Here is a 14,596-nt window from a genome sequence, read left to right as displayed (position 1 = left end):
CTTAAAAAAACTTTAGGGGGAAAAGAAAATGATTAATGAAAAAAACCTTTTTGATTTAGATGTACAAGTAACAACAGCTACAGGCGATGTAGATCCACAAATTACAAGTATTTCAGCTTGTACGCCTGGTTGTGGAAACACAGGTTCATTCAATAGCTTCTGTTGCTAATTGAATGCCCAAAAAGAGGGAACACAGATGTGTCCCTCTTTTCTCCTATTACAATACTTGATTAGAACAGAAAGGAAGATTCAAAATGATTTCAGAAAAAAGGAAGCCTATCCATACATCAAATAAAACCGCATGTAATAATATATTTGAACCTCTACCATTTTTTATGATTAGATCCCCGTTTTTACCATTTAACGCGTTATATCAAATTAAGAATCAAGAAGTATTGATTAAAAAATTAAGAGAATATGCAGAAATGGATTACATTAAGGAAGCTATTGCCATTGCAAGTCCTTCATTGCTTGAATCTCTTAAACATATACATGGTGATTTAAGTAGTAGGAAAACACAACAAGTAATATCTTCTGTATTAAGATATATGTTAAGAATGACAACACGCCCAACACCTTTTGGAGCTTTTTCTGGGGTAGCATCCGGAGAGTTTAAGGAAAAATCTTTACTTGAAATGAGCCATTTTGAACAATTTAAGAAAAGAACTCGTCCTGATATGGAATGGTTATTGGGAGTGGTTTCATCACTTGAAAAAAATCCTAGTATTCTCCAATCTTTAATGGTTAGTAAAAATCATGCTGCTTATCGTGTCGGAAACCGCCTATATTTACCTTTTTCAACTGAATGTGGACAACTTCGCAAGAAGGATATGGAGAAAAAGGATAATATTTCAATTTTGTATAGTGAAGTTGTTAGGAAAGTTCTAGATTTAGCTGAAACACATATTAAAGTGAAAGAGCTTCTCCAAAAGTTGCAAAATGACTATCCAGGCACAGAAGTAAAGGTAATGGAAAACTTTATTCTCCAGTTGGTAGAACAAGAATACCTTATAACTGAACTAAGACCGCCACTTACATATGACTCTCCATTTGATTATGTGATTGACAAGTTAAAAATAAGAGTTGGTGAAAATCAAATATGGGAAGATTTACTGAAGGTAAAAGATTTAATACTTGTTTATGATCAATTACCGCTTGGGAAGGGGCTTTCTGTTTACAACAATCTTATCCTATTAATGAAGAGGATTTATGAAGTTACAACACCCCTTCAAGTCGATTTCGCTCTAAATACGCAAGATTTAGCCATTGGAAAAAACGTAGCAAATGATGTTAGTAAAGCAGCTCAGGTGTTATGGAGTATAGCTGATAGTGGAGTTGGATTCCCTCATCTCCAAAAATATCATATTGATTTTTTGGAGAAATATGGAACTACCAGGGAAGTTCCATTGGTAGAACTTTTAAGTGAGGAATTAGGGCTTGGAGCACCCGCGACATATAAAAACCCAAAAGGGAATAGGGATGGAGAAAATTTTACGCTGCCTTTAGATGAAGAACGTAATGTTCAATTATCATATATGCTTATTGAAGCTATTCATAATCAGCAAAAAGAAATTGAAATTACAGATGAAATAATTAGCAGAATTGGAATAGAAAAAGATACTCGATACGCTCCGGATTCATTTGAAGTATATGGAGAATTGTATGCTACTTCGCAAGAGGAATTAGACAATGGAAAGTACACGCTATGCCTAAGCCCAAATCCAGGGTCTCATGCAGCAGGAAGCACATTTGGTCGATTTCTAGATATCTTAGATCCAAATGTTAGACGTAAAATTCAGCAACAAGAAGTGGAGATTGACCATCAATTTAATAACGATATTGTTATGGTAGAGGGAAGTTTTCTTCCGGCAACTGGCCGTTCAGCGAATGTGGCAATTGGAAAAACTACAAGAGAAGTAACGGTAACTCTTGGAACAAATGGAGATGACGATACTTTGCAAATTCCAATTGATGACATTGTTGTTGGAGCATCATTAGAAAACTTTTATCTGAAATCTAAAAAATTAGGGAAAAGAATTAAAGTAGTAGCTGGTAATGTATTAAATTACCAAAGTGGCCCTAATATTTATCGCTTCATGAGAGAAGTTTCTCTAAATGATTTAGACCACTGGAGAATATTTAATTGGGGTAATATGACATCTTCACCTTATTATCCAAGGATTCGTTACAAAAATATCATTCTTTCTCCTGCAATTTGGAAGTTAAATAGAGAGACTATTGGCATGAAAAATAAACCTAAAAGTGATGATGAATTTTTAATCCTATTTGAAAAATGGAGAGAGAAATGGACGGTTCCACGCCATGTATATATGACGTATAGCGACAACAGGATTTTAATTGATCTTGAAAATATTCTTCACCTTCGAGAATTAAAGAATGAACTTTTTAAGCAGGGTAGATTACAGTTGAGAGAGTCATTACAGGACATCAATAAAAATTGTCTAAGCAGTCCGCTTGGTAGTCATGCAATGGAAGTTGTTTTTCCATTGAAAAAAATGAACGATGTCGCTAAAAGAAAAAGTATAGGAGCTGTTGAAGACGGGAAAAAAGAAATGGTTAGTGAGAAAATGATTTACCGTTTGCCTGGAAGTGAATGGCTATATGTTAAGCTTTATGTTCCACAAGCAAGAGAGAATGAATTTATTTCAAAATATATGACATCATTTTCTAATTATATTGTGCAAAGTGGTATGGCTCAATCATGGTTCTTTATGCGATATCGTGATCCGGATGCTCATATTCGTTTGCGTTTTTATGGAGATCCCGAGAAGTTGAATGCATCTGTTCTTACCTATTTAAGGGATTGGGCAAATAATTTAATGGACTCTGGATTTATCCACAAAATGACGGTTGATACGTATGAACGAGAAGTAGAACGATATGGTGGTCCGTATCTGATAGAATTGGCCGAGAATTTCTTCCATTACGATAGTAGGTCAGTAACAATGCTTCTTAATGTGATAGGACAACAAGCGGAACTGCCAGTACATGTATTAGCATCCTTAAACATAATTGAGATCATGGATAATTTTGGATTAACTTATGAACAACAATTGGAAACCATAGAAAGCAATACGGATAAATATGAATTCATTGATAAATTTAGACCAATGAGAAAATTATTAAGTAACATTGGAAATTCTGAAGGTGATTGGAGTAATTTACGTAATTACAATTCAGCAATTGGACAAGAAATTTATAAAAGTTTATTAGTTCGGAGAGAATCCTTAAAAGAATATGTTTCCAGCATTCAACAATATAAAAATGAAGACATGCTCTGGAATAAACAACAAACAATTATGGGAGCAATTATTCATATGCATTGTAATCGACTATTGGGAGCTAATCGAGAACTAGAGAAAAAAGCACTTGCCTTTACGCGGCATATCTTATCAAGCCAGCGATATTGGAGGAATCAGAATGAAACAGATACTCAATCACGTACCTGAAGATGAGAAACTATCATTTATAAATATTCTAAAGTCTTTTCATTATTGGCCTGGTTTATTTAAACTTTTATGGGAAACGCACAGAGGGTATTTCTTCTGTGTGCTTACCTTAAATTTTTTAAATGGATTATTACCTGCAGCATTGATTTTGACAATCCAATACCTCGTTAATACAGTACAGAACATCTACCAGAATGGGTATCAGGATGCTTATTTTACCCATGTTTTACCGTTTTTTATAGCTTTTGCACTAGTTACAATTTTAACGGGTGTTACAGGATCCGTTTTGGAAACATATAAACAGCTTTACCGAAATCTTCTTTCTAATAAAATCAATGTAAAATTAATAGAAAAAGCAAAAAGATTACCTTATTCCAGTTTTGAGAACCCAGAAATTTACAATAAACTTCAAAGAGCGCGCCAAGATTCCACATATAAACCATTTGCCATTTTTGAAGAACTTATGGGGATTATAAAAAGTGGAATAACTGTGATTTCTATTTCCGGTATCTTAATGATTTGGAATTGGCAGTTTACCCTAATTTTAATTTTGTTACCACTAATCTCTTCTTGGTCCATCATGAAAATTGGAAAAGAAATTTTTTTAATTAGTCATAAGCGTGCTGAAGAAACACGAAAACAATTTTACTACTACTATTTGCTAACAACAGACATCACAGTAAAAGAAGTGAAATTATTTGGATTAGGCAATTTGCTTCTCAAAAATTATTCGAATATCTTCAATCTATTTTATCAGCAAGATAGACATTTGCTTTTAAAAAAGATGAGGATTGACCTGTTTTTCCAATTAATTAGTGTTGCTTTTGTAATGTTTGTGCAGTTTATGGTGGTTATGGATGCTGTAACAGGGATTATTGCTATTGGAAGTCTTATCGCTTATTTTCAAGCTGTAAATACTACACAAAAAACATCTAATGAATTAATGTATATGATTTTTAATATGCATCAAAACAATCTTTATATGACTCAACTATTCTCATTTTTGGACATCCCTGAAGAAAGGGATGTTTCAAATAATAGAGACAATACTTATATAGAAAGTATCTCTTTTGAAGAAAAAGGTATTCGATTTATAAATGTCTCTTTTAAGTATCCCGGTCAAAAAGAATATATATTAAAAAAAGTGAATTTTCACATAAAACCAGGTGAAACATTGGCTCTTGTCGGATCTAATGGTTCGGGTAAATCTACAATTGTAAAGTTAATTACAAAACTTTATACGGACTTTGAAGGGATTATTCTATTAGATGGAAAATCCATTCATCAATACAGTACAAATGAATGGCAGGATAAGGTTAGTGCCATTTTCCAAGACTTTGTTAGATATGAACTAGATGTTAAAGATAATATTGGCTATGGTGATTATAAAAAAGCCGATCAAGTGATGGCTATACAAGCGGCTGCTAAAAAATCTGGAGCATTAAAGATGATTAATAATTTGCCTAACAAAATGGATACACAACTTGGTAAAACTTTTGCGAACGGAATACAGTTATCTGGAGGACAATGGCAAAGAATCGCCATTTCACGAGCATACATGAGGGATGCGGGCCTATATATTCTAGATGAACCTACTGCCGCATTAGATCCAGAAGCAGAAGAAGAGGTTTTTAGAGATTTTAAAGAAATTACAAAGAATTGTATGGGGCTTTTTATATCTCATCGGTATTCAACTGTAAGGCATGCTACAAAGATTATGGTCCTTGATAAAGGTAGAGTCGCGGAACTAGGTACTCATAATGAATTACTAAAAGTAAAAGGAATATACGCAAGACTATTTGAGTTGCAAGCTAAAAATTTTATAAATCATTCTAAAATTCAAGTGAAGGTGTAATTAGAGAGGAGAAAACTATGCGATTAACTACAGAAAAAAAATCATTTTGGTTACAGGGAATTAGTATTGAAAAAAGAAATAAAGCATTAAAGTTAGTTCGTGATATAGCAGAGCGATTAAAGGATCCGATGTATGTAGAAAAAATTGTTATGGAGCCTGATAATATACCAAACGGAGGAACACTTCATCCATGGGACCCCATTACTTTATCCCATGGTTATCCAGGAACTATTATGTTATTTGCAGAATTAGATCGACAGTTTCCAGAAGAGGGATGGGATCTTATTGCACATAGTCACTTGATAGAAATACAAAAGGCAATAGAAAAACAAGGTGTGAATAGTATTTCTATGTTTGGCGGTGTTTCTGGTATTGCGTATGCGACTTCATATGCTTCGCGTAACTATGAAAGATATCATATATTTTTGAAAAAGTTAAATGAATTTGTATTATCGCAGTTACATCTTGTATTGAACTATCAGAAAGAAGAGTGTGGTGTTCATCCATTTATGTACGATACAATTCAGGGCGCTACTGGAGTAGGTCGTTATTTGTTGCAAAATATTCAACTTGAATCAAATTCAGAAGCACTCAAAAAAATTCTCAATTGTTTTATTAATATGTCTAATGACATTGAAGTGAATGGTGAAGTTGTACCTGGTTGGTACGTACCGTACGCCAATCAGTTTTTGGAAACTGATAAGATACTATTTCCGGATGGGAATTTCAATTGTGGCCATGCTCATGGAATGCCTGGCCCGCTTTCCTTGATGGCGTTGGCTATTGAACAAGGAATTGAAGTCCCTGGGCAAAAGCAAGCGATTCGTAAAATGATAGATTGGTTAATAAGATGGCAAGATGAAGGTTCGTGGCCTGCCAGGCTTAGTTTTAAAGAAGTGGTCAATGACCAAGCATACCATGTGTATCCAAAGCGAAAAGGTTGGTGCTATGGAAATCCAGGAGTAGCAAGAGCTCTCTATTTGGCTGGGAGATCTTTGAAGGATCAGAAATCCATGAAAATAGCTTTAAGTTCTTATCAAGATACACTTTTGCAAAGTGAGGAGGAATGGGATTTAGCATCTCCAACATTTTGTCATGGAAGAGCGGGATTATTACAAATGTCTATTAGGATGGCAAAGGATGAAAATGGGGAGATATCGATGCAGTCCATTATAAAATTAATAGATTATGTAATGGATGCATATGATCCTCAAGCACCATTTGGTTTTAAAGACTTACAATCCAATGAGCAAACATCCAATGAGTTAAACAAGGTTGGACTATTGGAAGGTGTAAGTGGTGTACTTTTAACTTTATTAAGTCTAAGCGCAGTAGAGGAGCCATGGTGGGACGGAGTATTTTTAATTTCCTAATAAAAAATTGAGAGGATGTTACAGTATGGACCAAATGAAGCAATTGCTCAGTTCTAAGAAAATATTAGTAGGAGTAAGCGGATCTATTGCAGTAGCTGGGATTTTTCAATATTTAGCTATATTGAAAGCGAATTTTAGTGAAGTAAAGGTTATCATGACAAAAAGTGCAATAAAGCTTATCCCTGCAGAAACTGTGAAATTATATTGTAATGAGGTATTTGTTGATGAGGAACTTACTCTAAGTGGTAAACCAGGTCATGTGGAATTGGCTAGATGGGCAGACTTACTAATGGTACTACCGGCTACAGGAAATACTATTTCAAAAGTAGCTCATGGTTTAGCTGATGATTTATTAAGTACAGTCATTCTTGCTCATGATAAACCAGTTCTCTTTTTTCCTAATATGAACAAATTAATGTGGGAGAAAAAAGTAGTTCAGAATAATGTTAGTCTTTTAGGAGAATATGATCATATAGTGATTCCGCCTTTGAAAACAACGGCTTTTGAAATTGCGACTATGTCTTTGAAACCGAACTATGTTTTACCTAATAATCAAGAAGTATTGCATATACTCTTTAAGGAATTTGAGAAAAGAAAGTCAGTAACTGTACATGAAACAGTTGAAATGCACTAAAACTCACAAAAATGTGAGTTTTTTATTTTTTTCTTTCTTTTCTTTATTTTTTTTTTATATTTGTCTTCTATATTAGTCCATAAGGAGGGATTTTATATGAATAATGAAATAGTTTTAGAAGCAAATCACTTAACAAAAACAGTAGGTGGTAAGACAATAGTAAATGATTTTTCAACTAAAATATATAAAGGAGATATTTGTGGTTTTCTGGGGCCGAATGGGGCAGGAAAAACAACTGTTATGCGTATGTTTACAGGATTAATTCGCCCGACAAAAGGGGCCATAAAAATAAGTGGTCAAGATGTAAATCAAAATAGACAACAGGCTTTGATGAATATGGGGGCAATTATTGAATCACCAATATTCTTCCCATATATGACGGGTAGAAAAATGCTACAAAATTTAGCGAGATTATACCCTGCTCTTTCGCGAAAAGAACAATTGGAACAAGTAGAAGCAATACTATCTATTGTAAGGTTAACTGAGGATGCGGATGTGAAAATTAAAAATTATTCATTAGGAATGAGACAGCGACTTGGCATTGCACAAGCTCTTCTAGGTGATCCTGATGTTATTTTGTTAGATGAGCCAGCAAATGGCCTGGATCCTATGGGCATGAGAGAGTTAAGGGAATTAATTCTTGAACTTCGTGAAAAGAAAAATTTAACCTTTTTTATTTCAAGCCATTTACTAGATGAAATTCAGCAAATGTGTGACCGTCTTGTCATAATTAGAAATGGAAAACTTATTACGCAAGGAAGGAAAGATGAATTAATTACAGATCCAACAAAAAGGTTGGAAGATGTGTTTGTGGAGATGATGACATCATGAGGGGACTTTTTATTTCTGAATTCGAAAGGCTTTGGACGCAAAAAATAACTTGGTTAATCTTGCTTTTCTTACCTTTAATGGTAGTTGCGTCAGTGAAATATTACTTAAACTGGAATCAACATACTTCTCCTGGAAGACCAGATTACGTTACTGCTTTAAATTTTCCTATAATAAGTATTTCTGAGCATCTTGTGGTTTCGTTTAATATTATCGCTATAATACTGATTTCCACTGTTATAGCGTATGAAGTAGAAAATGGACAATTAAGAATGATTTTAATTCGTCCATTCTCTACCTCACAATTGTTTGTAGCTAAACTTGCTACTATATTAACTACCATGTTTCTATATTTAACTTTGTTTTGGATTTTTAATTCTATAGCGGGTTATTTATTCTTTCCAAAGGTAGATACATTAATAACATTTATAGATGAAACCAAGGTGTCTATTGCAGGGGCGATATTATATAACTTAAAGTATTTCTTCGCATGTTTCATTACTATGGTTTGTATTGTTTCTGTATTTACATTAATAGGGGCGTTAAGTAGAAGTACGATGATTACTCTTGGATCAGGAGTAGCCTTTATTTTCTTTGCTATTGCAATTCCACAGATTTTAGAATTCTCTAACCAAACGATAATTAGCGCTAATACTGTACTACACCTTATGTACATGTCAATCGTTAAAATTCAGCATACAGGTATAGCATTTATACTTTCAACAAGTAATAGTATAAACATTTATATTGTTATAGTGGAAGCGATTTATATTTTCCTATTTGGAATGTTCGCATACCTGTCATTTGTGAAAAGAGATTATTTTATTTGAAAACTAGGAGGGAGTTTAATTGAAAGCATTAGTTATAAGTGAATGGGAACGACTATGGAATCAGAAAAAAAGCAAATGGATGTTGGGGATTTTTACTGTCATTGTTTTTCTTCAGGCTTGGTTTTTAAAGTACTATGGAGTGGGGATTTATAATGATGGGCAACAAGTTCCACTAAATTCTTGGAATTTTTCATGGTTTTTATTAAAGGAATCTTCTTTCTTAATTACTTTGATTTTCATGCCTGTATGTTTCTTGAATAGCTTAAATGTAGAATACAACTCAGGAGCATATCGTCTATTTTTAATTAGGCCTTTTCAACGTATAACCTTTCTTATGTCAAAATGGTTTTCTCTTTCTATAATGGTGTTACTCTACTTATTTGTTGTTCTTTTTGTTGGCATAGTACTTGGGTTGGTGTTTTTTAAAGCCGATGATGCTTTTATGTTCTACGGCCAACAAAAGACCGCGATAGAAGCGATATTATATACAGTACAAGTATATGGATTGTTTTTTATTATTCAAATGTGTGGCTTAGCTCTTGCTAGTTTAATAAGTGTCATAATTTCAAATGCAGTTATTAGCTTTTTCCTTCTGATCGGAATCTACATCGGGTGCTTGTACATTAGTCAATTATCGTTCTTTTTATTATCTGTCCAGAGTATCTTCCATGCGCTCAGCACAGGAAGTAACACTTTATACGTTCTGATTCTAGGTATCATGATTATTAGTGTTAGCGTTTGTATAAGCATTTGGAATAAAAAAGAATTTACATGTTAATGCACAGGATAGAATGGAGGTATACCATGATTATGTTAGAAGCTAAAGGAATCGAAAAAGTTTACAAAACTAAATTCCGAGAATATCCAGTTTTAAATAATGTCAACTTAACTGTTCATGAAGGAGATTTTGTAGGAATTATGGGACCTTCAGGGAGTGGAAAGTCTACACTTTTAAATGTACTTTCCTCTCTTGATTTTCCTTCAAATGGAGATATTACAATTAAAGGACAAAATTTAACTAATATGGATGGTGATCAATTAAGCAATTATCGTCGTGAAAATATTGGTTTTATTTTTCAAAATTATAATTTGTTAGATCACTTAACAATTGAAGAAAATATTCTTCTACCCGCAGCTTTAAGAATGGGGAGTAAAAAAGGTGTCAGGGATAAACTCAATACATTAGGGAATGAACTAAATATTGAATCACTTTTGCCAAAGTATCCCTATGAAATCTCTGGGGGACAACAACAAAGAGCAGCTATTATCCGTTCATTAATTAATGATCCTTATCTGTTATTTGCTGATGAACCGACGGGAAATCTAGATTCAAAATCTGCTTATGATGTATTGAATATACTAAAAACATTGAATGAAACACATAAAACAACTATTTTAATGGTAACTCACGACTCTGTAGCTGCTAGTTTTTGCAACAGGGTCATATTTTTGAAAGATGGCAAGATTGTTCATGAGATGCAACGTTCCTATGAAGAAAAGCAATTCAGTTTCAATCAACGTATACTACTGTATATCTCTAAAGAAGTGGGGGAGAATGATGTCAATATTTTCACTCGCACTTAAAAATATAACTCGCAATTTTTCACTGTATATAGTGTATCTTGTAAGTAGTATTCTATCAGTTACAATTTTTTATATGTATGCAGCATTTCTTTCATATCCAAAAGTTTCTGGAATAGAGCAACTGTTAATTGCATGTGAATTCATTATCCTGCTATTTTCATGTTTTTTCATTTCCTATTCTTATGACCATTTTCTTACTGAACGGAAAAAGGAAATTGGTATTTGGAAAACGTTCGGAGCTTCTAAAAAACAATTATTTATTATCATTGTTTTAGAGAATACGATAATTGGAGCAATTTCTATCGTAATTGGAATTATACTTGGTATAGCACTATCAAAAAGCTTTTTTGAATTCATCGGGAAATCGCTCTTCTTAAGTGAGTCATTTTCCTATTTCTTCTCTCCAATTGCTACTTTTTTTACAGTTATTTTGTTTGGAGTTCTATTCTTTTTTGTTTCATTACGTAGTTATTATAAAATTGGACGCATTTCTGTTTTGGAGTTATTTCAAGAGACAAAAAAAACAAAAGATTTACCTAGGTTTTCTAAGAAGAAATTCATAATTTCCCTGTTAATTTTGGTTATTTCGTATGTTTTTATCCTTTATGCAACTTTACCTGTACTATTATTTTCTTTTTTGCCTTTATCTGCTCTTTTATTGTTAGGGACGTACCTTTTTTGTTCACACGGATTAGTAGGAACTGTATCGTATTTAATTAATAAAGAAAAAAAACATTTAAATGGCATTCGAATGCTAATATTTATAAGTCTAAGGAAAAAACTTTATTATAATGCTAAAATCATCTTTCTTGTTTCAATATTCTTATCAATGATAATGATATTAATCAGCTCTATATATTTATATTCGGAGTTGAATGATCAAAGAATGCGAAGTAGCCACCCACAGCCAGCTGTATTTATTGTTGATAAAAAACAAGAGAATACATTAGAATCTGATTTAGAAAAAAATTTCAAAGGAGAGGTTGAGGGATTTCATAAGAAAAAATGGGAAGGTGTATTACTGAAATCATCAAAGGAAGAAGGACAAACTCTTATACTACAAACAAATTCATTCTTTATAAAGAACTGGACAAAAACAAAAAAAGATAACCTGTTATTTAGTAAAAAAAATGCTAATATCGATAAGTTGAATATCCAAACAAATAAAGGGAATACAAAATTGATAGTAAAAAATGTAGTTGAAGGACATGCGATAAACCCGGTATCTGGGATAGATAATGTAGTTTTTGTACCAGCAGATATACTTAATGAATTAGAGAAGGGAATATTACCTACTCAACATGTTTCATTTTATACATTAGATTTCAAGGAAGATAATAAGAGTTATAGTGCACTAAAAACTTTATTTGAGGCACTCCCTTTAGAGATAAAGGAACAGTCCAGCGTTCGTCTTCTTCATTATGAAAATACAGTTCAATTAACTTCAGTTTTATGGATAATAGCATTATTTATTGGTTTTATCTTGCTAATTGCTTTATCCAGTCTTCTTTGGTTTAAGTTATACGAAGATATATCTAATGATAGAAAAATATTTCACGCTTTAAGAAAAATTGGTTTGAATTTCAATGAAATAAAAAAAACATTAAGAGTTCAAATTGCAATAATTTTCTTTGTACCAATTATTCTCGGGGGAATAAATCTATTCATAGCAATCTATGCCTTGCAAAATATATTGGGAGGATTTAAAATTTACTCAATAATATTAATATTTTTTATTTTCTTGGTATTCCAATTGGTATTTTGCTTCATTTCAAACCACGTTTATTATAAGAAGGTTGTTCATGAAAAGAATATTAATTAGTAAGAAAATATATTTCACAAAATAATAAGAGTTTTAAAATAAACTAGAGAGGAGTGTTTTTTTGAATGGAACGATTCTTGTTGTAGATGATGAGTCAGAAATTGTAGATGTACTCTCTGATATATTCTGTGATCGGGGTTATAAAGTTCTCAAGGCCTACAATGGAGAACAAGCTCTAAATCATTTGAAAACACAAGTTGATTTAGTCATTTTAGATATTATGATGCCAAAAATGGACGGTTTTGAATTTTGTAAGGTCGTTCGTGAACAAATAAAATGCCCGATTCTATTTTTGAGTGCTAAACATTCAGAAATAGATAAAGTGAAAGGCTTTACTTTAGGTGGAGATGATTATATTACAAAACCATTCCAAGTTAAGGAGCTCATCGCACGTGTGGAGGCCCACTTGAGGCGTGAGAAAAGAGAACGTGTAAACTTGCAAAATCAACGTTTCTTAGGAAACTTGACCATTAACTATTTACAGCATGATGTTTTTATTGATGGAGTAAAAATAGATGTAACGAGTAAAGAGTTTAAAATATTAGAGCTTTTAACGGTAAATTTAGGACAAATTTTTTCTAAGGAACAAATTTATGAGAAAATTTGGGGATTGGATGCAGTAGGAGATCTCAATACAATAATAGTGCATATTAATAACTTAAGAGCTAAATTAAGTTTGGGTATGTCAACTTACCATATTAAAACCGTATGGGGAGTTGGCTATAAGTTGGAGAAATGTTAATGTTAAAAAAATTATCGTTGAAAAACCAATTTATTCTAACATTTGCAGCTGTAATATTTTTAAGTATTGTCAGTACGGTTTGTACGTTAATTTTAATATACTCTTTTCTTTTTATTTATAATGAAAAATCTGTTTTACCTGCCAACCATTATGAAAAACAAGTGCCTAGCATTGAAAAATTTGTAGAAATGAATGGAGATAAAATAGTAGATTTATCCTATCAAAAAAAAATAGAGAAAGTGATTCCAATGCAAGGAATTACTTATCAAGTTATGAATACGAATGGAAATAGGTTATATGGTACATTGAGTGATGAATTATTGAAAAACGATAAAGAAGTGTATCATAAAATAAATACCTCTACTCAAAATGGTAAACTAATTACAAAATACATTCCAATTATGAGTAATGATCAACTAGTTGGTGTGCTTGCTGTACGATACATACTAGCTGCATCTATTGATTATTACATAGAATATGTTTTTATTATTGCTTTTCTTATTCCTTTTATATTTTTAACGCTTTATTCTTATCTATTAGCTAAACGTTTAGGAAAACAATTGAATAAACCTATTAAAGAAGTAATAATGGCCTCACAAAAAATTAAAAACAAAGATTTAGACTTTGAAATAAAATATGAAAGTGAAAATGAAATAGGTATATTAATTGATTCATTTAACAGTATGAAGGAAGAATTAAAAAATTCATTATATGTTCAATGGAAATTAGAACAGGAACGTCGGGATATGGTTGCTTCCATTGCACATGATTTGCGAACACCGCTAACTATTATTTTGTCTCATGTAGAAGTATTAATGGAGCCCATGCCAAATAATCAAAAACGACTTCATCACTACTTACAAACAATAAAGAATAATACCGAAAGAGTATTGCATTTAACCGAAGAGATGAGAAGAATTTCTGAAGTGGATAACCCTGATTTCACTCTTATGATTTGTAATATAGCTCCAGCTGAAATGATTCCAGAAATGCTTGAAGAGTTTAAGGAATTGGCAAAAAATGAAGATATCCAATTAACCTATACTTTACTTATTAAACCAGAAGAAAAAAATCTTAAGTTTGCACTTGATCCAAATCGCTTGCATCAAATTCTGACGAATATTATTTCTAATAGTATTCGCTTTACGCCAAAAAAAGGAAGGATTAATGTGCAAGTGGAGGTGAAAAAAGACGTTATGTCTTTTTCTATCTCGGATTCTGGAGTTGGATTTAATACTAAAGATATTCCATTTTTATTTAGTAAATTCTACCAAGGGGATCTTTCAAGGTCAAATCAACTACATCATGGACTAGGTTTGTATATTGTAGAAAAATTGGTTGAAAAACATGGTGGAGAAATTCATGCTGAAAATAATGAGATTCAAGGAGCTCGGATTTCATTCACGATACACGCTCTGTTTAGTAATAAAAAAAGGAACTATGAATTGTCATAGTTCC

General features: G+C 32.4%; 12 protein-coding genes. All 12 read left to right on the top strand.

Annotation, left to right across the window (positions count from 1 at the left end; translation table 11 throughout):
• The first annotated feature begins 28 nt into the window (after positions 1-28).
• The 12 genes from ACS2FK_RS27745 (at position 29) to ACS2FK_RS27690 (ending at position 14,592) form a co-directional block, all read left to right on the top strand.
• Positions 29-169 carry a gallidermin/nisin family lantibiotic gene (locus ACS2FK_RS27745; protein ID WP_023522751.1) on the top strand — a complete coding sequence of 47 codons (141 nt, stop codon included), beginning with the start codon at positions 29-31 and terminating at the stop codon, positions 167-169.
• Between the two features lie 85 nt (positions 170-254).
• On the top strand, positions 255-3,470 hold the full coding sequence (locus ACS2FK_RS27740; RefSeq protein WP_063548355.1) for a lantibiotic dehydratase: 3,216 nt from the start codon (positions 255-257) through the stop codon (positions 3,468-3,470).
• On the top strand, positions 3,442-5,325 hold the full coding sequence (locus ACS2FK_RS27735) for an ABC transporter ATP-binding protein (RefSeq protein ID WP_063548353.1): 1,884 nt from the start codon (positions 3,442-3,444) through the stop codon (positions 5,323-5,325). Before ACS2FK_RS27740 ends, ACS2FK_RS27735 begins: the two co-directional genes overlap by 29 nt.
• Positions 5,326-5,342: 17 nt before the next feature.
• The gene (locus ACS2FK_RS27730; RefSeq protein ID WP_023522748.1) at positions 5,343-6,698 is read left to right on the top strand and encodes a lanthionine synthetase C family protein; all 1,356 of its coding nucleotides are present in this window, start codon (positions 5,343-5,345) and stop codon (positions 6,696-6,698) included.
• A 25-nt stretch (positions 6,699-6,723) separates the two neighbouring features.
• Positions 6,724-7,332, top strand: a complete 609-nt coding sequence (locus tag ACS2FK_RS27725; RefSeq protein WP_023522747.1) for a flavoprotein — start codon at positions 6,724-6,726, stop codon at positions 7,330-7,332.
• A gap of 96 nt (positions 7,333-7,428) precedes the next feature.
• Positions 7,429-8,163, top strand: coding sequence for an ABC transporter ATP-binding protein (locus ACS2FK_RS27720; protein WP_063548351.1), 735 nt, complete (start codon positions 7,429-7,431; stop codon positions 8,161-8,163).
• Entirely contained in the window at positions 8,160-8,990 is an 831-nt protein-coding gene (locus ACS2FK_RS27715; protein ID WP_063548349.1) for an ABC transporter permease, read from the top strand. The genes ACS2FK_RS27720 and ACS2FK_RS27715 overlap by 4 nt, the downstream gene beginning before the upstream one ends.
• A gap of 19 nt (positions 8,991-9,009) precedes the next feature.
• Entirely contained in the window at positions 9,010-9,768 is a 759-nt protein-coding gene (locus ACS2FK_RS27710) for an ABC transporter permease (RefSeq protein WP_023522744.1), read from the top strand.
• Positions 9,769-9,794: 26 nt separating this feature from the next.
• Positions 9,795-10,574: an ABC transporter ATP-binding protein gene (locus ACS2FK_RS27705; RefSeq protein ID WP_023522743.1), complete on the top strand. Its 780-nt coding sequence runs from the start codon at positions 9,795-9,797 to the stop codon at positions 10,572-10,574.
• Positions 10,549-12,396 carry an FtsX-like permease family protein gene (locus ACS2FK_RS27700; RefSeq protein ID WP_063548347.1) on the top strand — a complete coding sequence of 616 codons (1,848 nt, stop codon included), beginning with the start codon at positions 10,549-10,551 and terminating at the stop codon, positions 12,394-12,396. The genes ACS2FK_RS27705 and ACS2FK_RS27700 overlap by 26 nt, the downstream gene beginning before the upstream one ends.
• Positions 12,397-12,457: 61 nt before the next feature.
• Positions 12,458-13,138 carry a response regulator transcription factor gene (locus ACS2FK_RS27695; protein WP_023522741.1) on the top strand — a complete coding sequence of 227 codons (681 nt, stop codon included), beginning with the start codon at positions 12,458-12,460 and terminating at the stop codon, positions 13,136-13,138.
• Entirely contained in the window at positions 13,138-14,592 is a 1,455-nt protein-coding gene (locus ACS2FK_RS27690; protein ID WP_043924693.1) for a sensor histidine kinase, read from the top strand. The genes ACS2FK_RS27695 and ACS2FK_RS27690 overlap by 1 nt, the downstream gene beginning before the upstream one ends.
• The last annotated feature ends 4 nt before the right edge of the window (positions 14,593-14,596 follow it).

Source organism: Bacillus cereus group sp. BceL220 (assembly GCF_051776965.1).
Taxonomy (GTDB): Bacteria; Bacillota; Bacilli; order Bacillales; family Bacillaceae_G; genus Bacillus_A; species Bacillus_A cereus.
This window is presented reverse-complemented; position numbering and strand designations above follow the sequence as displayed.

Coding starts and splice junctions, on each gene's coding strand:
- ACS2FK_RS27745 (WP_023522751.1), top strand. CDS start 29: ATGATTAATGAAAAAAACCTTTTTGATTTAGATGTACAAGTAACAACA.
- ACS2FK_RS27740 (WP_063548355.1), top strand. CDS start 255: ATGATTTCAGAAAAAAGGAAGCCTATCCATACATCAAATAAAACCGCA.
- ACS2FK_RS27735 (WP_063548353.1), top strand. CDS start 3,442: ATGAAACAGATACTCAATCACGTACCTGAAGATGAGAAACTATCATTT.
- ACS2FK_RS27730 (WP_023522748.1), top strand. CDS start 5,343: ATGCGATTAACTACAGAAAAAAAATCATTTTGGTTACAGGGAATTAGT.
- ACS2FK_RS27725 (WP_023522747.1), top strand. CDS start 6,724: ATGGACCAAATGAAGCAATTGCTCAGTTCTAAGAAAATATTAGTAGGA.
- ACS2FK_RS27720 (WP_063548351.1), top strand. CDS start 7,429: ATGAATAATGAAATAGTTTTAGAAGCAAATCACTTAACAAAAACAGTA.
- ACS2FK_RS27715 (WP_063548349.1), top strand. CDS start 8,160: ATGAGGGGACTTTTTATTTCTGAATTCGAAAGGCTTTGGACGCAAAAA.
- ACS2FK_RS27705 (WP_023522743.1), top strand. CDS start 9,795: ATGATTATGTTAGAAGCTAAAGGAATCGAAAAAGTTTACAAAACTAAA.
- ACS2FK_RS27700 (WP_063548347.1), top strand. CDS start 10,549: ATGTCAATATTTTCACTCGCACTTAAAAATATAACTCGCAATTTTTCA.
- ACS2FK_RS27690 (WP_043924693.1), top strand. CDS start 13,138: ATGTTAAAAAAATTATCGTTGAAAAACCAATTTATTCTAACATTTGCA.